Here is a 16899-nt window from a genome sequence, read left to right as displayed (position 1 = left end):
GCCGGGTGTGACAGCATCGGATCATGAGTCGCGACGACGATCCAGAAGCCCGCATCCGCGAGCTCGAGCGCGCGATGAACGACCGGCCCCGGGCGTCGGAGTTGACCGAGCCCGGCCAGCAGTGGCACCCGCCCACACCGGTGGCAAGCAGTTCGTACCCCGCCCAGTACCGCCAGCCCCAAACGACCTGGCCGCCGCAACCGTTGCCGCCGGGCGTGCCGAGCACCGCGGCACGCCGCATGATCCTGGGCGTCGTCGTCCTCGCCGTCATCGTCGGCCCAGTGGTGGCCGCGATCATCTTCGTCACCAACTTGACCGGCAAGAAACACACGACGTTTCTCCCACCTTCCCCTGGCCGCCAGCCCAGCATCTCGGTCGCCGTCCCGACCCCGCCGCAACCGGGCGACGAATCGTCGGTGGTCGTCAACGGCACCACGGTGATGTCGGGCCCCGGTCTCGTCGAATTGCCGCCGCAGTCCGACGATCCCAACCGGCCCATTCAGGTCGCGGGGGTGCGCGGCCACCGCACCGTGGCGTGCAACGACCGCAAGATCACCATCAGTGGGGTGTCCAACAGCGTCACCGTCACCGGGCACTGCTCGGCCGTCGAGGTCTCCGGCATCGAGAACACCGTGACCGTCGACTCCGCCGACAAGATCGTCACGTCTGGCATGGACAACCACGTGACGTACCACTCGGGAAATCCGGAAGTTCCTGATCCGGGTCGGTCCAACACCGTCAGCCGGGGCTGAACCGCTGCGTCAATTTCCCCCGAATCGGGGGACGACGGGTGCCCGCCGCGTCCATAATCTCGTTGCCATGGCGCACAACGGAAATGACGATTGGACCCAACCCGCAGCTCTGGCCATCCCGAAGGAGGGCTACTTCGAGCTCACTCGCGGTCGCTACGGGCCGGTCTTCCCACGTACCCCGGCGTGCTACGGCTTCAACATCATCGCCAAGGTGCTCGACGGCCATGAGCAGGCGATCCGCGACTACGGCAAGCAGCTCGAGGCCGCGGTCGCGGCACAGCCCGACGTGCTGGCCCCGCTGAAGCTGCACTACCTGCGGTGGAACCTGTTCGACGTCGGTTCGGGCCTGCGCTTCCAGTACCAGGGCATCTTCGACACCGACTTCGACAAGTACACCGAGGACGCCGTCAAGCTGTTCAGCTCGACGGGCATCACCACGGCGTTCACCCATCTGGAGGGCTTCCCGGCGGACTGGAAGACCAACCCCGAGGCGTTCATCATGTTCGTCCGCGAGCACCAGGTGCCGAGCTTCCTGGAGTACGGCGAGTACCCCTACGTGACGGCCGTCGAGATCAAAAAGGCCCTGCGGCTCAAGGCCGCGTTCTCCGACATGTTGGACCAGATGCAGTGACAGCACTCGAGTTCGACGATATTCAGCACATCATGCTGACCGGGACACCGCACCTCACCGGTCGGTACGAGTTCCTGTCGTTCGACACCCCCGAGGCCGGGCAGGCCTGGCTCGCCGAGATGGTTCCGCTCGTGCAATCGGCCACCGATGTCCGCGAGACCGTCAACATCTTCAAGCGGTGGGTGAACCTGGCGTTCACCTGGAACGGCTTGCGTGCGTTGGGACTTGACGAGCAGACGCTTGCCACTTTCCCGGCCGAGTTCCGCGAAGGCATGGCCGCCCGCGCCGACATCCTGGGTGATACCGGCGCGGCCGCGCCGGAGCACTGGGTGGGCGGGCTCGCGGGTGACGACCTGCACGCCATCGTCATCCTGTTCGCGCGGGACGAGGAGGAGCGGGTGCGGTGCGTCGGCGAGCACGACGCGCTGTTGGCCCGGTGCCCCGGCGTGCGGTCGCTGTCGCATCTCGATCTGGCGGCCACGGCGCCGTTCGAGTACGACCACGATCACTTCGGCTACCGCGACCCGGTGTCGCAGCCGCAGATGGCCGGTTCCGGCGAGACGCTGATCCCCGGCGCCGGTGGAGCGCTGGCCGCGGGCGAGTTTCTCCTCGGCTATCCGGACGAGGAGGGACTGGTGGCGAATCAGCCTGCCCTCGAAGTGCTTTCACGCAATGGCAGCTACATGGCGTACCGCCGGCTGGAGGAGCATGTCGGAACCTTCCGCGACTATCTGAAGCAGCATGCCGAGGACGATGAGGGCCAGGAGCTGCTGGCCGCCAAGTTCATGGGCAGGTGGCGCAGCGGCGCACCGCTGGTCCTGGCGCCCGAGCACGACGATCCGGAACTCGGCGCAGACCCGATGCGCAACAACGATTTCGACTACGCGACGATGGATCCGCACGGCTACAAGTGCCCGGTCGGCTCGCACGCCCGTCGGCTCAACCCGCGCGACACCGAACCGAATCCCAATCGACGCAGGATGATCCGGCGCAGCGGCACCTACGGCCCGGCACTCCCTGAAGGCGCCGCCGACGACGGTGTCGAGCGCGGTGTGGGGATGTTCCTGATCTGCGCCAGCCTGGTGCGGCAGTTCGAGTTCGCCCAGAACGTGTGGATCAACGACACCGCGTTCCAGGAGCTCGGCAACGAACACGACCCCATCTGCGGAACCCAGGACGGCACGCTCGACTTCACGATCCCGAAGCGACCGATCCGCAAGGTACACAAAGGTTTACCGGCATTCACCACGCTGCGCGGCGGGGCATACTTCTTCCTACCCGGCCTGACCGCACTGCGTTACCTCTCGACACTCGGACAGCAAGGAGCATCATGAGTACCTACGCCCGCACCTACAACCAGGCCCACATCACCCGCCCGCACAACGGCGACCGCCGCGTCAGCATCTACTGGTCGTGGAGCTACCCGTGGGAGGCCCAACGGGACCCGGCCCTGCTGTACAACCGGTTCTCCACCATGACCGAGGTGCGCGCGGCGACATGGCCGGCCTACGAAGGCGCCGAATACAGCGCACGGGAATTCCTGCAGGGCGTCGACGGCACGCTGGAGTTGTTCCACCGCTCCTCCCTGTCCTTTCAGGATGTGGCCGGTGCGGCGACCGGCCATCCCGTGGCGGTGTTCCAGCGTGTCGATCAGGCCGGCTACCGGCTGCCGATCGACGAACGCATCCTGAACGACACCGACACCCTGATGATCTTCGGACTGGACCACCTGCTCGGCGACGAGGAAGCCACCCCGGAAGAGGTGGCCGCGATCCAGCAGTGGCTGAAGCGCGAAGGCACGTGCCTGATGCTGGCCCCGCACCACGACGTCGGCTTCACCGACGACAAAGAGCAGCAGCAGATGGAGTACCTGCATCACGGTGACCCGCTGACGCCGCGCGTCCAGAATTTCAGCGGATTCGCGCGGTCGTTGCTGAAGGGGCTGAACATCCCGGTGCACAACACGTGGGGTCTGCGCCCGGCGACGGTCGAGGGCACCAAACAGATTGTGCCGCTCACCGCTTTCCGCGATCTGGATTCGGCAGGCCTGCTGCGCGACGTGACCACCCTGGCGCTGCACCCGCACCTGCCGCACTACCAGCTCACCGCCCCGGAGAGTGCCGATCTTCGGGTGCTGGGCCGCCAGTTGATCGACCAGACCCGGCCGCACCCGTTCACCCTGGCGGGCAACACCGAGTTCAACGCGCTGATCCACATGCCGCCGACCGGTGAGCGCGCCGGCGACATCGTGCTGGTCGACTCGACGCACTTCACCACCCTGTTCGGTGCCAGCGACAGCCTGAAGTCGTTCTGGCGCAACCTGGTGACGATGTGACGCTGACCGATCTGGCGGCGCGCGGTTCCAACATCGCCGTCGTCCTGTTCGTGGTGTCCAGCACCCTGGGTGTGGGGCTGAGCCTGACCCCGGCCCAGATTCTGGCGCCACTCAAGGACATTCGGGTGGTGAGCCTGACCCTGGTCGCCAATTTCGTTGCGGCGCCATTGGTTGCGCTCGCGCTGTGGCGGCTGCTCGACCTCGACGAGCCGCTGGGCGTGGGCCTGCTGCTGTGCGGCCTGGCCGCGGGCGCACCGTTCCTGATCAAGCTCGCCGAGTTCGCCAAGGCCGACACCGGGTTGAGTGTCGGCCTGATGGTGCTGCTGATGATCACGACAGTGGTCTATGTGCCGATCGTGCTGCCGATCTTCCTCAAGGGGTCGGCGGTCGATCCGCTCGCGATCGCGTCCTCGCTGGTGATTCTCATGCTGATCCCCTTGGCGATCGGGCTGTTCTGGCGCAAGCAGGCTGAGGCGTCGGCAGCGCGCGTCAGGCCGGCCATCGGGCTGCTGAGCACCGTCAGCATGGTGCTGGTGGTCGTCCTGACCATCGTCGCCAATTTCCGGGAGGTGCTGTCGGTGTACGGCACGCGGGGCATCCTGGCGGCCATCGTCTACACCGCAATCTGCGCCGGAATCGGCTGGGCCCTGGTGTTTTTCAGCTCGGCCGCGCGGCCCGTACTCGCGTTGGGTACCGCGCAACGCAATGCGGCGGCCGCCTTCGTGGTGGCCGGCCAGAACTTCGGCGATCCGCGCGTCACGGTGATGATCACGGTGGTGCTGATCGCCGAGTTCACGATGCTGATCCCGTTCGCCCGCTTCCTGGCCCGGAAGGCCTGACGGGTCAGGGCTGGTCGAGCAGACCGAGGCGCGCCGCCTCGGCGACGGCCTCGGCGCGCGACGACACCGACAGCTTGCGGTAGATCGCCTTGGCCTGACTCTTCACGGTCTCCCGCCCCAGGTGCAGTTCGCCGGCGATCTTCTGCAGCGACAGGTGGGTCGCCAGGTGCGGGAGCAGACGCAGCTCGGCCGCGGTCAGCGATGGCCGCGGCCCGTGCTGCGCGTGTGCGGCGAGCAATTCCCGAACGCGCGCCAACCGTAGGTGCACCGACGCCGCATCGGGCTCCCGCCGGGCGGCCAACAGCCCTGCGTCGAGATGCCGCCGGCAGAGTTCCGGGTCGTCGATCTCGAGGGCGGTGGCCGCCGTCAGCGCATGTCCCAGTGCCGCCGTGCGCGCCGCCAGGTCGCCCAGCCGGTCCAGCAGCCGTTCGGTGCCCCGCACCGCATCTCGCGCCCCGGCGACGTCGCCGCGGTGGCTGCGCACCAACCCGTCCACGGCGTACACCAAGATGATGGGCACCAGGTCGCACAGGTCGCGGGAGTCGACGATGCTGCGGGCCTGGGCGCTGCGCCGCGCCGCGGACTGCAGGGCCCCGTCGTCGAGGTCCAGCAGAGCCAGATGTGCCAGCGCCACGGCCCGGAAGCCGGGAAGGTCGTCGAGCACCGGGAGCGACGATTCCAGTGTCGTCCTGGCACTTTCGGCGTCCCCGGCCATCGACAGTGCACCGCCTTTGACGGAGGCGGCCGCACCCCACCACGGGTTCACGAGGTGGTTGCCCGCGGCGCAGACCGTGTCGGCATGCCGGACCACCTCGAGCACCCCGCCGATGCCGACGAGTGAACCGACCAGGGCGGCAGCAACTTTCACTGACGGGGCACCATCCGCCAAGGCCGCACCACCGTCCGCGGCAGCGGCCAGCAGCAGGGACCGCTGGATCAGGTCGGCGTCCCCCAGCGTCAGCCCGAACCAGGCCCGGGCGATCGCGGCATCAGGATGGTCGGCGAAGACGTGCTCGTCGAGCAGGCTCAGCCGGCGCTCCAAGATGCCTGCGCGGCCATCGAATCCGAGACGCACCGCATCGCGTTCCACCAGCGCCGCGGCGTGTGCCGGGTCATCGGCCGCCAGCGCCTGCAAGAGGGCGCCGTCGATATCGCCGGACCGCTCGAGATGCGCCGCCGCGCGGGACGCCAGGGCGCGGAACCGCTCCGGATCGCGATTGCGCAGCCGCGCACGGAGCAGGTCGGCGAACAGTCGGTGGTACCGGTACTCGATGCCCTGCTCATCGAGTGAGACCAGGAACAGGTTGCCGGAGGCATGGATCGCACTCAGCATGTCAGCTGAATCTTCGCGCTGGAGAACGCTGTTCAGGTCGTCGGCGGTGAAGTGGTCGAGCACCGCGGATTCCACGAGGAACACCTCGACGGCCGGGTCCAGCCGGCCCAGTACTTCTTCGACCAGATAGTCCGCGACCAGGCGGTGCCGTCCGGTGATCGCCTCGGCAGACGAACCGTCACGCAAGGCCATGGCCGCCATCACCACGCCTGCTGCCCAACCCTCGCAGCGGTCGACCACCAGGGCGGCCGTCGGGCCGGCCGGACCGCCGACCGAGCCGAGAGCCGATTCTGCCTCTGCCACCGAGAGTTTCAGCTGCTCGGTACTGACCTCGAGCACGCCGCCCTGCAGCCGGCGCCGCGCCAGATCGAGCGGCGGAGCGGTGCGGCCGATCAACGTCAGCGTCGTCGACTCCGGGGCGAGCTGGACCAGGGCACGCAGGGCCGACACCGCCGCCTCGTGCGTCAGCTCGTGAACATCGTCCAGCACCAACACGATCGGACCGGCGGACTCCAGCGCCGCGATCGCGGCGGGAACCAGTTGGGTATCGACAGCGCGGCCGGCGCCACGCAGGTACTGAAACGTCGCGGCATCGACCGAGGCGACCTGGTCCACCGCCGTCACCAGGTGCAGCAGCAGGTGGGCAGGGTCGTTGTCGAGATGGTCCAGCCGCACCCAGGCGAACCGCCGGGTATCGGCGTCGTCCCAGAGCGCCACCGCCGTGGTCTTGCCGTATCCGGCGGGCGCGGTGACCACCACCAGTTCGGCATCCGAACCGGACAGCAATCCGGTGATCGCCGGCCGCGCGATGACCGCACCACCCAGCCGGGGCGGGCCGTAGGTGGCCGTCGGGATCTGCGCTACCCAGCCGTCCCCTGCCACCCTGGCATCGTAGGTGCGTCGCCCGCGTCCACCCAACCACGCCATTTTTGACCACAGCGTCGAATACGTTGATACGGTGCGCTCGAGGATGGGAGCGACCATGGGCAACGCAATCCGCGCCGTGGCGGCCACGGCGGCAGTGATCGGCCTCGTGGCGGGCTGCGGGGGCAAGGCCGATTCCGGCGCCAAAGGATCGTCGAGCTCCGCACCGACCGGCACCTCGGCCGCGGCGCCGGCCAGTCCCGCTCAACTGCAGGCGCTGGTCCCCACACCCGGTGGCACCGCCCAGACCTGGGGCCCAGACCCGATCGGGGACAATGGGATTCACCTCAGCTTCAAGGTGACGGGCGCCCCCACCGAGGTCGTCACGGCGTACAAGGCCGCACTTGAGGGCAAGGGCTGGGCCGTCACCACCATCGTGTCGTCCGACGGCGGACCGGGGGGTGGCGGCGGCGCCACCTACACCGGCACGCACGGCGACAGCTACGGTGTGTTCGACGGCGGCGGGATGGGCACCGAGACATACCTCAACGTGTGCGCCTGGCCGGCGAAGCCGGCCCAGCCGAACTGCAGCCGCAAGCGCTGACCGCGCTGAACACGCGCCGTCAACGACGGTTTCACTCCCCCACCATCGGGTAGCCCACTACCCGGGGTCGAGATGTCCGTGGCTGGTTCTCATCGAAATCCCCTGAAAGAACTAGACTGAACGCACCGATGCTGGAAGTGGGTGGGCGTGATGGCCGACCGGAACGGATTGCGCGGCGTCGTCGCCGTTGGCGCTTCCGCCGGAGGCGTCGAGGCTCTCACCCAGATGGCTGCTGAACTGCCTGCGGATCTTCCGATGGCGGTTCTGGTCGTCCTGCACATGCCCATCGACGCACCCAGTGTCCTGGCCCGCATCCTGGATCGCGCAGGACCTCTCCCTGCCGCCGCCGCCACGAATGGCGAGGAGCTCGAGTCCGGGAGGCTGCACGTCTGCGTCCCGAACCGTCATCTCATGATCGACGACCATCGCACGCTGGTGACCCGCGGGCCCACCGAGAACGGACACCGTCCCGCCATCAACGCGCTATTCCGCTCTGCCGCCATCACGTTCGGACCCCGAGCCATTGGCGTGCTGCTGTCCGGGGTACTCGACGACGGAGTCTCGGGTTTGAAGGCGATTCAATCGCGCGGCGGCGCCACGATCGCCCAAACACCCGACGATGCCCTGTTCCCGGGCATGCCATCGGCCGCGCTCGAATCCGGAGTAGCCGATTACGAAGTGCGAGCGACGGATGTCGGTGTACTGCTCAAACAGTTATCCGAGCACCTCAGCGAGGAACCCATCATGGAACCCGACCCCGGCCTTCTGCTTGAAAATCGCATCGCCATGGCCGAACCCTTCGCGACAGACTTCGACATCGAATCCCTTGGACCACCGTCGGGATACACGTGTCCGGACTGCAACGGTTCGCTACAAACGATCGGCGAGGGCAACTACCGGTGCCATGTGGGCCACGCCTGGTCGGCGGAATCTCTACTACGCGCTCGCGATGACGAGGTGAATGGCGCGCTGTGGGTCGCGGTTCGCAGCCTGCAGGAGAAGGCCCAACTTGCCCGGCGGATGGCGAGTAACGTCAGCTCCGGCATGCTTCAGCAACGTTTCAGCAGCCAAGCCGACGAAGCCGAACATGCGCTGCGGATACTGACCGAACGACTGACGGCCGCGGGAACTGAATGACTGACCCGGTGCACATCAGCGCACCCGTCTACGGCGGGGGCGGTGAATACACCTTGCGCTGCACGGGGGTGCTCGACGGCCTGTCCTATCGCACGGTGCGTGACAGCGTGGTCAAGGCGGCGCTCGACGAACCCCGGATGGTGATCGTCGATGTCAACGAGCTCCGGGTACCGGATGCCTCTGCGTGGTCGGTCTTCACCAGTGCCCGTTGGCATGTCAGCACCTGGCCTGATGTGCCGATCATGCTCGTCAGGGCCGACGCCGACACCCGCGCTGTCATCCGCAGCCGCGGCATCACGCGTTACGTACCGGTCTTCCCCACCTTGCAGGACGCATTGCAATCAGAGAGCAGCGCACGCCGCCAGCGACGTCACCGGGCGCGCGCGGAGCTGCCGTCCCACGTCAGCAGCATCGTCGATGCCCAGCGGTTGGTCGGCGGCTGGTTGTCCGGTTGGTCGTGTCCGGCCATGATCCCGGTCACGGCGGTGATCGCCACAGCGTTGGTCGAAAACGTCCTGCGGCACACCGATTCTTCGCCCACATTGCGGTTGGAGTACGACGGCGAATTGGTCACCGTCGCCGTCGAGGACAGCAGTTCGGCGCCGGCACAGCGCAAAGAGGACGCCATGCACGGCACCAGTCGGGTGTCCGGCCTGGCGGTGGTGACCGCGTTGACCCGCGTGTGGGGCAACCTGCCCAACCCCGCGGGCAAGACCGTGTGGGCGGTCGTGGGCCCGGAGAACGTGCTGTAGCCACGAGTAATGTTCCGGGCATCGCATGACCTACGGACAGGACACCATGGACGCCGGTACCGACGACTCCTTTGAGGCTTTGCTGCGCTATCTGCGGGACTCTCGCGGATTCGACTTCACCGGCTACAAGCGCACGTCGCTGATGCGGCGGGTCAAGCACCGCATGGATCACGCCGGCTACACGACATTCGATGAGTATCTCGATGTGCTGCAAGCGAGTTCCGACGAATTCGCGGCGCTCTTCAACACGATCCTGATCAATGTGACGGCATTCTTCCGTGACCCCGAAGCCTGGGAGTCGATCCAGAACGAGGTGATCCCGACGATCCTCGCCGAGCGCGGGCCCGAGGACCCGATCCGGGTGTGGAGCGCAGGCTGCGCCTCCGGGCAGGAGGCGTACACGCTCGCCATTCTGCTGGCCGAAGCGCTCGGCTTCGAGGCGTTCCGGCAACGGGTGAAGATCTACGCCACCGACGTCGACGACCTTGCACTGAACGAGGCGCGCGCCGCATCGTACGACGCGCGGGCCGTCGAATCGGTTCCGGCCGAACTGCTGCCGATCTACTTCGAGCAGATCAACGGACGCTACGTCTTCAACAAGGAACTGCGCCGCGGGGTGATCTTCGGGCGCAACGACCTGGTGCGTGACGCGCCGATTTCGCGGGTCGACCTGCTGGTGTGCCCGCAACACGTTGATGTACCTCAACGCCGAGACCCAGCGCGGTGTCTTGAATCGGTTGCATTTCGCCCTCGCCCCGAAGGGCGCGCTGTTCCTCGGCCACGCCGAGATGTTGCTGAGCCACGGCGACCGCTTCACGCCGTTGGACCTCAAGAACCGCATCTTCCGGAAAGCCATCGGCACTCACACCTCACTCGATCGGTATGACCCGGCGGCAGCACTGTATGAAAGGCACGGCGAACTCAACGGGTTGACGACGGTCCGCGACCTGGCTTTCCGGGCCAGCCCCGTGGCCCAGATCGTCGTCACCGGCGATGACACCGTCGCGATGATCAACCAGCAGGCCGAGACCAGCTTCGGGTTGTCGGCGCGCGACATCGGCCGCCTCTTGCGAGACCTCGAAATCTCTTATCGCCCAGTCGAATTGCGATCCTACATCGAGCAAGCAAAGGTCGAACGCCGCTCGGCGCGGATTCAGGACGTGCAGTGGCAGCGCGCCGGCGCCGAGGCCGTGTGGTTCGAGATTCACATCAATCCCCTCGTCGATGCCGACAACGGGTTGCTCGGCGTCTCGATCGTCTTCTTCGATGTCACCGCGATGCGGGCACTGCTGGACAAGGTCGTGCAGACCAACCGGCAGCTGGAGACGGCATACGAGGAACTGCAGTCAACCAACGAGGAACTCGAAACCACCAACGAGGAACTGCAGTCGACGGTGGAGGAGCTCGAGACCACCAACGAAGAGCTCCAGTCCACCAACGAAGAGCTCGAGACCATGAACGAGGAGCTGCAGTCCACCAACGACGAACTGCACACCATCAACGACGCACTGCGGGAGCGCAGCGCCGAACTCGACGATTCCCGCACCTTCATCAGCGCCCTGGTCAACTCGATCCGTCTGGGCGTCGTGGTGGTGGACCGGGAGATGCGGGTCGTCATGTGGAACCGCGGTTCGGAGGAACTATGGGGCCTGCGCGCCGACGAGACGCAGGGTGTGGCCATCACGTCGCTCGACATCGGGCTGCCACTCGATGACGTCCGTCCGTTGATCGGTCACGCATTCGTCGATCCCCAGAGTTCTGGGCAAGTGATCGTCAACGCGGTGAACCGTCGGGGCCGGACGGCGCGGGTGCGGGTCGCATGTTCGTCGTTCACCTCACCGGACGACAGTCTTCGGGGCGCGCTGCTGCTGATGGAAGTGGTCGACTAGAGCTGCTTGGCCTTGTCGATCACCCGTTGCGAGAGTCCGAGCAGGTCGGTGCTACTACTCAGCGACAGGCGTTTCAGCATTTGGAAGGCTTCGGAAGCGCCAACCTGAAACCGTTCCATCAGAATCGATTTCGCCTCGCTGACCACATCCCAGTTGTCCCGCACGTGTCGAACCAGATCGCGCGGTTGTGCGCCGCCGACCGCCAGCGCGGTATGAGTCGCCACCACGTAGCCGATCTCCTCGGCGTGCCGGTCGAACGCGTGGGGTTCGTTCGCGTAGATCATCAGAGCGCCGACCGAGCGGGCCGTGGTGAACAAGCGGAACGACAGCACCGCACGAATGGGCGTCGACCTGAGCACATCCCGTCGATAGGCCGGCCAGCGGTCATCGGACTCGAGATCGTTCACCCGTAGGACATCGCGCTTCCACGCCGCGCTCAGGAATGGGCCTTGACGCTGGAACTGCTGGATGGCATCCACCAATGCGGCGTACGGATGCGTCATCACGACCGTATCCAACTGGGCGGGAAAGCCCGCGGTCGTCACACCCGCGTACTTCGCGCCGGGTATCTCGCGGACGGCATGGTCCACCATCCGCTGCAATATCGCCGCGTGGGTGCCGGCACATATGCCTGAACCACCGGCGGCATCAACGAGCCGCTGGCCGCGCCCACTGCTGGAACCGGATGTCGTTCCTGTCACGCCGCACACCTCTTGGAACAAGAGTACGCCGCAGCGGTACCCATCGGCGGTCACGGATTGATGGTGTTCTCGCCGTCCTGACGGCCCCAGACGTACTCGGATGCGAACGGCGATCCGAGCCCGAAATGGTTGTACGGCGCGATCGACGCGCCGGTGTCCATCACCATGTACGGCATGGGCCAGATGTCCCGGGTGACGGTCCAGCAACCGGGCCGGCCCATGGGCCCGCCGCGGGCGTTGATCCGGGGCAGATTGTCCGGGTAGACGTACTGGTTCGCCGAGCCGACGAGCGCGGTGTGCGATATCAGCGAATATCCATTGCCACCGACAGCGAAGGAGGTGGCCTCTACCGCGCGCGGGAGAGCCCTTATCCCGCAATCGATCTCGGGGCTGTACCGGTCGAGCACCTGGGACGTCGGGAGCAGATCTTGTGCGCCCCGCACCAGGTACGGCCCGCCGCGCTCGAAGATGTCACCGCCGGTATTGCCGAACCCGACCGATGCCATCAACGCCTGGTCGATGTCGCCGCGCTGATCATTCAGTGCGCGCTCGGTGGTCACCGCGTTCTTGAGGCCGTCCCACAGATCCGGAGACGCGTTCGCGTAGACCTCGGCCAGATCGGCCAGCGCGCGGTTGTCATGCCGGATGGACGGCATCCGCTGGTTGAGATCGGCCAGGATGACGTTGCCGTCGACCAGCGACCGACCAAACTTGTCGCCCAAGCCGTCGAGGGCCTGGGCCGCAGCGGACAGCGTCGCGTTCAGCTTTATCGGATCGACCTGCTCGGAAATCGCGGTGATCGTTTCGAACAGCGTGTTGAATTCCGTGGTGACACTGACAGCGTTCACGGTGTCGCCGGCCTTGAGCCGCTGCGGCGTCGGGTCCGGCGGCGACGTCATGGAGATGTACTTGTTGCCGAATACCGTTGTGGCAAGCAGCTTCACGTCCACATTGCGCGGCAGCACACTGAGGTAGCGCGGATCGACGTTGAGGATCAGCTTGGCTTGCGCCTTCTCACCGGGCGCGGCCACCACTTCGCTACCCGTGAGCCGCCCGATCGGTACGCCGTTGTAGGTGACCTTCGAGCCGTTGTCCATCGACAGCCCGGCCCGGCTGGCCAGCACGTACAGCTGAGCCTTGGTGTCGAAGGCGCCGCGGAACTGGAGCCAGGTGAGCGTCATCCCGGCGGCGACGACCAGTGCCGCGATCAGGCCGACGATCTTGTAGGGCGGCGTGCGATCTCGGTTGAGCGGAGCATGGACCTGGCCCGCAGGACGGGCGGCAACGGCTGCAGTGGCGGCCGTGGTTTCGTCATGGCACTCCAGCGTCAGATCGAGGTGTGGCCGGGCGCCGTTGTCCGGCCTTGATCGAGACTGAAATGCAGGGTACGACTGCCACCACCCTGGCGGCACGCAAATGACAAACCTCTAGCAAAGCGTAAATTGACGCGACGGCCACTCGGGGACCACCTTCTTGCCATCACAAGGCGACTGTTGCCGATGTGATGACGGCCGTCAGCAAATGGGCTGCGCGTGGAGCCGGCCCTGACCTACGCTCGGCCGGTAGCGCGTACGCGCAGCAGCTGTACTGCTTCCTGCAGCGCGCCGACGTTCCACGCCAGCGCGCACGTCGTCTTTCGGCGGCCGACACCGGACAACCACGCCGCACCCCATACGAGCGACTGAAACGCAGCCCCCACTACGGCGGGCCCCAGCCACCACGGACGGAACTTGTCGAGGACGCGTGCTTCACCGCGGCCGAAATTCCGATACTGAACGAAGGCCGCCTTCAGATCGGTGCGCTGCACCTTGCTCACCACAGCGTCCGGCACCAACTCCAACATGAACCCGGCTTCGGCTGCCCGCCAGAAGAAGTCGACTTCGTCAGCGCCGCCTTTGAACCATTCGTCGAAGCCGTGCACCCGGTAGAACAGCTCGCGCGTGAACCCGCAGTTCGTGCCGTTCGCGAACACATCTTTGCGGCCCAGCGCCGGATACAGCCGACGTTCCCGAGCCAGCACGGTGCCGTCTGCGAGGATTCGATCGAGTCCACCGCCGACCGCCTGCGCTCCTCCCATGAACGCCCGGTGATACGCCTCGATCCATCCCGCGTGGACGACATCGTCGGCATCGGTGAGCAGAATGTACTCACCCTTGGACGCCGTGATCCCAATGTTGCGAGCGACATTGGCGCCAGGTGCCCGACCGGCATCCACGACGCGCACGCGCGGATCCGCGTAGGACCGCACCAGGTCAGCGGTGCCGTCCGTTGACCCGTTGTCGGCGACGACGATCTCAAACTCGGTACTGGTCTCCTGCGCCAGTAGCGCATCCAGTTGTTTGGCGAGCACGCCGGCACCGTCCCGGCACGGGATGACGACGGAGATCATGCGCCGAAACGTAGCTGAGATTCATTTGGTACGCGCGTCTTGCTGCGCGCCTGACAGGGATTTGCCAGCTATGAGACCGATTGCGGCGTCACGAGAAACTTCTCGCCCGTTGCCTTCTTGAGATAGCTGTTGAACGCCTCGGGTTTGAGCAGACCGGCAAGTGAGACTTCCTGCGTGTAGTTGCTCGCGAAGGTGGTGGTGAGCTCTGCCGCCACGCGCGCCCGGAGCCTACCGATGACCTCGGCCCCCGCACTGGCGAGGAACGGCGTGAGCAGCCAACCGCCGATGCCCCACGACATACCGAAGCTTCGGTTGAGGATCGTCGGGCCGGTGTCGAGGCTGCCGTAGATGTACACCTGCTTGTGAACCGACGAGCCGTAGCGCGAGTACTGCGTCGCGGTCGCATTGGCCGCCTGCTCCATGCCATTGAGAATCAGGCTGGCGAGCGTGCCGCCGCCGGTGGCGTCAAAGGCGAGCGTCGCGGATGTGGCCTTGAGCGCCTCGAGCAGATCGTGCTCGAATGTCGGTGCGGCCGAGTTACATACGTATTCGGCGCCCAGGTCCCGCAGGATCTGTTCCTGCTCCGCCTTGCGCACGATGTTGACCAGCGGCACCCCGTCGGCAAGGCAGATCTTGACCAGCATCTGACCCAGGTTCGACGCCGCCGCCGTGTGCACCAAAGCCGAATGTCCTTCGCCGCGCATGGTTTCCACCATGCCCAGCGCCGTCAGCGGGTTGACGAACGACGACGCCCCTTCCTTCGCCGTCGCGCCGTCGGGAAGCACCAGGCAGGCCGCGGCTTTCACGACGCGGTACTGCGAATACATGGCGCCGCCGGCGATACCCACCACCTTGCCCAAAAGCGCCTGCGCCGCGGCCGACTCCCCCGCCGCCACCACGGTGCCTGCACCTTCGTTGCCGACGGGAAGCGATTGTCCGACGCGGACGGCCAGATGCGCCAGCGCTCCGTCCGGCAAGGGCGCGGTGACGACGGGACGCTCCGGGGTGCCCGTGATTGTCGCGGCGGACATGTCGGCGCCGGGAATCAGCAGGCCCAGGTCCGACGGGTTCACCGGCGACGCCTCGACGCGGACGACGACTTCGTCCGCGGCCGGGGCGGGGATGTCGACGTCCTGCAGCGAGAGTTCGAGCGTGCCGTCCGGAGTTACCAGGGACCGCAATTCCAACGCGGTTTCGGGTACTTCGCTCATCGGTGTGCCTCCGCTCGTCGAACCGTCGCCTGAAGAGTACGCCCGGGCAATTGGCGGCCGCGAAATCGGCTGCCTGCGTGCCTTTTCCGGCCCGCACCAACTGCGGTTCTGTCGATCGACGACGACTTCTAGTGTGGGTACGGTTCCAATTCACGCATCCGTTTGAGATGGGCTTGCTGTATTTCGTCCGTGCGAGCGAGGAACCCGACAATCAGATCAATCTCCGCAGCGCTGTAATGACGCGACAACATCTTGCCGCCCTGGTCCAGCAGCGGGGAGACGAGTTCCGAGAGACGGCTGGCAGCGAGATCCGTGGCCACTACGGTTACTCGGCGATGATCGATGGGATGTAGCGATCGAGTGACGTAGCCCAGCTTCTCCAGGCGGTTGAGGACGATCGTGGTTCCAGCGGCAGTGAGACCGAGCCGCTCGGCCAGCAGCCCCGGCGTCGTGACGGTCTCGCCCGCAAAGAGAATGAGCTCCAAGGCACGTCGATCTGTGTGATTGACGCCGAGCACCCGCACCAACTCACGCGCCAAGTCATCGACCGATCCGTGCAGAGAATCCATCGTTCTCTTCAGGACTGCTGCGATCCGTGCCAGTTCAGATGCCATCGGACGAAGACCTCCCCCAAGGTTTTCCTTTGACTGGGCCTGATCATAGCGACGGCCGAGTGGTTCCGGATGGAATTATTGACGCTTTGGCTAGATCTGTCGATGGCCTATTTTGTCACCGCCCTGGCCGGCGATACCTGCCGGTCGTGGAACTCAACTTCTCAGCGTGGCTCGACTGGAGAATCGCAATGACCCTCGACTGGGCTGTTCATTCAGCCCAGTCGAGGGCCATTCACCGCTGCACTTCCCCAGGCCTTGCGCTGAATCTGTCCCTGATCCCATCAGCGCCGCCCCATGTACAGCCGGCTACTTCTTGCGCGCCGTCAGGGTTACGTGACGGTCGTGGTGGTGAGCGTCGGAGACGGACTCGGGTAGCACGCGGTTGGGATGTCGCCAATCGATGTAACCGTAGTGGTCATGGTCATACCGGGGTTTGAATAACTGGTACCGGCGTACTTGCTGGTAATTGAGCCGGGAGCGTTGGCCGTCACGTTGATGGTGACTTGGGGCGGTGTGTACGTCGCGCCGGCAAGAATTGGACCGGGAACGGTAAGCACGACATTACTGCCTACGAGGGCGGTCGAGCCCGGGACGGATCCACCGGATGCACTGGAGGAGACATAGGTCGAGTTGGCCGGGACCGGGATGAGCATCTTCAAATTGCTAATACTCTTGATCGTAAAAATAGCCGCCGTCGTCGGAACCGTCGATGAGCCCGGTGCAATGGTAATGGCTACGGGAGAACCCGCGGTCACCGAAGCCGGCGCGGTGGTGGTAACCGAGGTTGTCATGCTCGACGTTGAGCCCGCGGCCTGACAAGTCCAATTCACCGGGACGGCTGCATGTGC

15 protein-coding genes and 1 pseudogene are annotated in these 16899 nt (G+C 65.9%); 10 read left to right on the top strand and 6 right to left on the bottom strand.

What is annotated here, in order from left to right; all coding sequences use genetic code 11:
- Window positions 1-23 precede the first annotated feature (23 nt).
- The 5 genes from ACZ5IQ_RS04880 (at window position 24) to ACZ5IQ_RS04860 (ending at window position 4557) form a co-directional block, all read left to right on the top strand.
- Window positions 24-752: a DUF3060 domain-containing protein gene (locus tag ACZ5IQ_RS04880; protein WP_464480915.1), complete on the top strand. Its 729-nt coding sequence runs from the start codon at window positions 24-26 to the stop codon at window positions 750-752.
- A gap of 67 nt (window positions 753-819) precedes the next feature.
- The gene (locus ACZ5IQ_RS04875; protein ID WP_406802018.1) at window positions 820-1383 is read left to right on the top strand and encodes a hypothetical protein; all 564 of its coding nucleotides are present in this window, start codon (window positions 820-822) and stop codon (window positions 1381-1383) included.
- Complete coding sequence (locus ACZ5IQ_RS04870) at window positions 1380-2717, top strand: Dyp-type peroxidase (RefSeq protein ID WP_464480914.1); 1338 nt, start codon at window positions 1380-1382, stop codon at window positions 2715-2717. The genes ACZ5IQ_RS04875 and ACZ5IQ_RS04870 overlap by 4 nt, the downstream gene beginning before the upstream one ends.
- Complete coding sequence (locus ACZ5IQ_RS04865) at window positions 2714-3718, top strand: hypothetical protein (RefSeq protein WP_464480913.1); 1005 nt, start codon at window positions 2714-2716, stop codon at window positions 3716-3718. The genes ACZ5IQ_RS04870 and ACZ5IQ_RS04865 overlap by 4 nt, the downstream gene beginning before the upstream one ends.
- Window positions 3715-4557, top strand: coding sequence for a bile acid:sodium symporter family protein (locus tag ACZ5IQ_RS04860; RefSeq protein WP_212812814.1), 843 nt, complete (start codon window positions 3715-3717; stop codon window positions 4555-4557). Before ACZ5IQ_RS04865 ends, ACZ5IQ_RS04860 begins: the two co-directional genes overlap by 4 nt.
- 4 nt (window positions 4558-4561) lie before the next feature.
- Here ACZ5IQ_RS04860 and ACZ5IQ_RS04855 read toward each other — a convergent pair whose 3' ends face one another.
- On the bottom strand, window positions 4562-6772 hold the full coding sequence (locus ACZ5IQ_RS04855) for a winged helix-turn-helix domain-containing protein (protein WP_244872652.1): 2211 nt from the start codon (window positions 6770-6772) through the stop codon (window positions 4562-4564).
- A gap of 100 nt (window positions 6773-6872) precedes the next feature.
- Between ACZ5IQ_RS04855 and ACZ5IQ_RS04850 the strand changes: the two genes are divergently transcribed.
- The 4 genes and pseudogenes from ACZ5IQ_RS04850 to ACZ5IQ_RS04835 all read left to right on the top strand — a co-directional run bounded on the left by ACZ5IQ_RS04850 (window position 6873) and on the right by ACZ5IQ_RS04835 (window position 11136).
- Window positions 6873-7358 (top strand): hypothetical protein, encoded by a 486-nt coding sequence (locus ACZ5IQ_RS04850; RefSeq protein ID WP_212812816.1) that lies wholly within the window; start codon window positions 6873-6875, stop codon window positions 7356-7358.
- Between the two features lie 150 nt (window positions 7359-7508).
- Window positions 7509-8495, top strand: a complete 987-nt coding sequence (locus ACZ5IQ_RS04845) for a chemotaxis protein CheB (RefSeq protein WP_464480912.1) — start codon at window positions 7509-7511, stop codon at window positions 8493-8495.
- Window positions 8492-9247, top strand: coding sequence for an STAS domain-containing protein (locus ACZ5IQ_RS04840; protein ID WP_464480911.1), 756 nt, complete (start codon window positions 8492-8494; stop codon window positions 9245-9247). The genes ACZ5IQ_RS04845 and ACZ5IQ_RS04840 overlap by 4 nt, the downstream gene beginning before the upstream one ends.
- Window positions 9248-9293: 46 nt before the next feature.
- Window positions 9294-11136: pseudogene (locus ACZ5IQ_RS04835) on the top strand (CheR family methyltransferase).
- Here the strand turns inward: ACZ5IQ_RS04835 and ACZ5IQ_RS04830 are convergent.
- From ACZ5IQ_RS04830 to ACZ5IQ_RS04810, 5 genes are all read right to left on the bottom strand, one after another.
- Complete coding sequence (locus ACZ5IQ_RS04830) at window positions 11133-11891, bottom strand: GAF and ANTAR domain-containing protein (protein WP_212812820.1); 759 nt, start codon at window positions 11889-11891, stop codon at window positions 11133-11135. The pseudogene ACZ5IQ_RS04835 and the gene ACZ5IQ_RS04830 sit on opposite strands and share 4 nt — an antisense overlap.
- Window positions 11888-13057 (bottom strand): MCE family protein, encoded by a 1170-nt coding sequence (locus tag ACZ5IQ_RS04825; RefSeq protein ID WP_212814956.1) that lies wholly within the window; start codon window positions 13055-13057, stop codon window positions 11888-11890. Before ACZ5IQ_RS04825 ends, ACZ5IQ_RS04830 begins: the two co-directional genes overlap by 4 nt.
- Window positions 13058-13386: 329 nt before the next feature.
- Window positions 13387-14226 carry a glycosyltransferase family 2 protein gene (locus tag ACZ5IQ_RS04820; RefSeq protein WP_212812822.1) on the bottom strand — a complete coding sequence of 280 codons (840 nt, stop codon included), beginning with the start codon at window positions 14224-14226 and terminating at the stop codon, window positions 13387-13389.
- A gap of 68 nt (window positions 14227-14294) precedes the next feature.
- Window positions 14295-15437: a zinc-binding dehydrogenase gene (locus ACZ5IQ_RS04815; RefSeq protein ID WP_212812824.1), complete on the bottom strand. Its 1143-nt coding sequence runs from the start codon at window positions 15435-15437 to the stop codon at window positions 14295-14297.
- A 128-nt stretch (window positions 15438-15565) separates the two neighbouring features.
- Window positions 15566-16051, bottom strand: coding sequence for a MarR family winged helix-turn-helix transcriptional regulator (locus ACZ5IQ_RS04810; protein ID WP_244872654.1), 486 nt, complete (start codon window positions 16049-16051; stop codon window positions 15566-15568).
- Between the two features lie 645 nt (window positions 16052-16696).
- Here ACZ5IQ_RS04810 and ACZ5IQ_RS04805 point away from each other — a divergent pair.
- On the top strand, window positions 16697-16867 hold the full coding sequence (locus ACZ5IQ_RS04805; RefSeq protein WP_212812826.1) for a hypothetical protein: 171 nt from the start codon (window positions 16697-16699) through the stop codon (window positions 16865-16867).
- Window positions 16868-16899 lie beyond the last annotated feature (32 nt).

Source organism: Mycobacterium toneyamaense, assembly GCF_055384815.1.
The sequence above is the reverse complement of the archived record's forward strand: the minus strand, read 5'-3'. Positions and strand labels throughout refer to the sequence as shown.

Excerpts from the sequence above, each read along its gene's own strand:
- ACZ5IQ_RS04875 (WP_406802018.1), top strand. The coding sequence starts at position 820 with ATGGCGCACAACGGAAATGACGATTGGACCCAACCCGCAGCTCTGGCC.
- ACZ5IQ_RS04810 (WP_244872654.1), bottom strand. The coding sequence starts at position 16,051 with ATGGCATCTGAACTGGCACGGATCGCAGCAGTCCTGAAGAGAACGATG.
- ACZ5IQ_RS04805 (WP_212812826.1), top strand. The coding sequence starts at position 16,697 with ATGAGCATCTTCAAATTGCTAATACTCTTGATCGTAAAAATAGCCGCC.
- ACZ5IQ_RS04845 (WP_464480912.1), top strand. The coding sequence starts at position 7,509 with ATGGCCGACCGGAACGGATTGCGCGGCGTCGTCGCCGTTGGCGCTTCC.
- ACZ5IQ_RS04880 (WP_464480915.1), top strand. The coding sequence starts at position 24 with ATGAGTCGCGACGACGATCCAGAAGCCCGCATCCGCGAGCTCGAGCGC.
- ACZ5IQ_RS04815 (WP_212812824.1), bottom strand. The coding sequence starts at position 15,437 with ATGAGCGAAGTACCCGAAACCGCGTTGGAATTGCGGTCCCTGGTAACT.
- ACZ5IQ_RS04865 (WP_464480913.1), top strand. The coding sequence starts at position 2,714 with ATGAGTACCTACGCCCGCACCTACAACCAGGCCCACATCACCCGCCCG.
- ACZ5IQ_RS04850 (WP_212812816.1), top strand. The coding sequence starts at position 6,873 with ATGGGCAACGCAATCCGCGCCGTGGCGGCCACGGCGGCAGTGATCGGC.
- ACZ5IQ_RS04820 (WP_212812822.1), bottom strand. The coding sequence starts at position 14,226 with ATGATCTCCGTCGTCATCCCGTGCCGGGACGGTGCCGGCGTGCTCGCC.
- ACZ5IQ_RS04840 (WP_464480911.1), top strand. The coding sequence starts at position 8,492 with ATGACTGACCCGGTGCACATCAGCGCACCCGTCTACGGCGGGGGCGGT.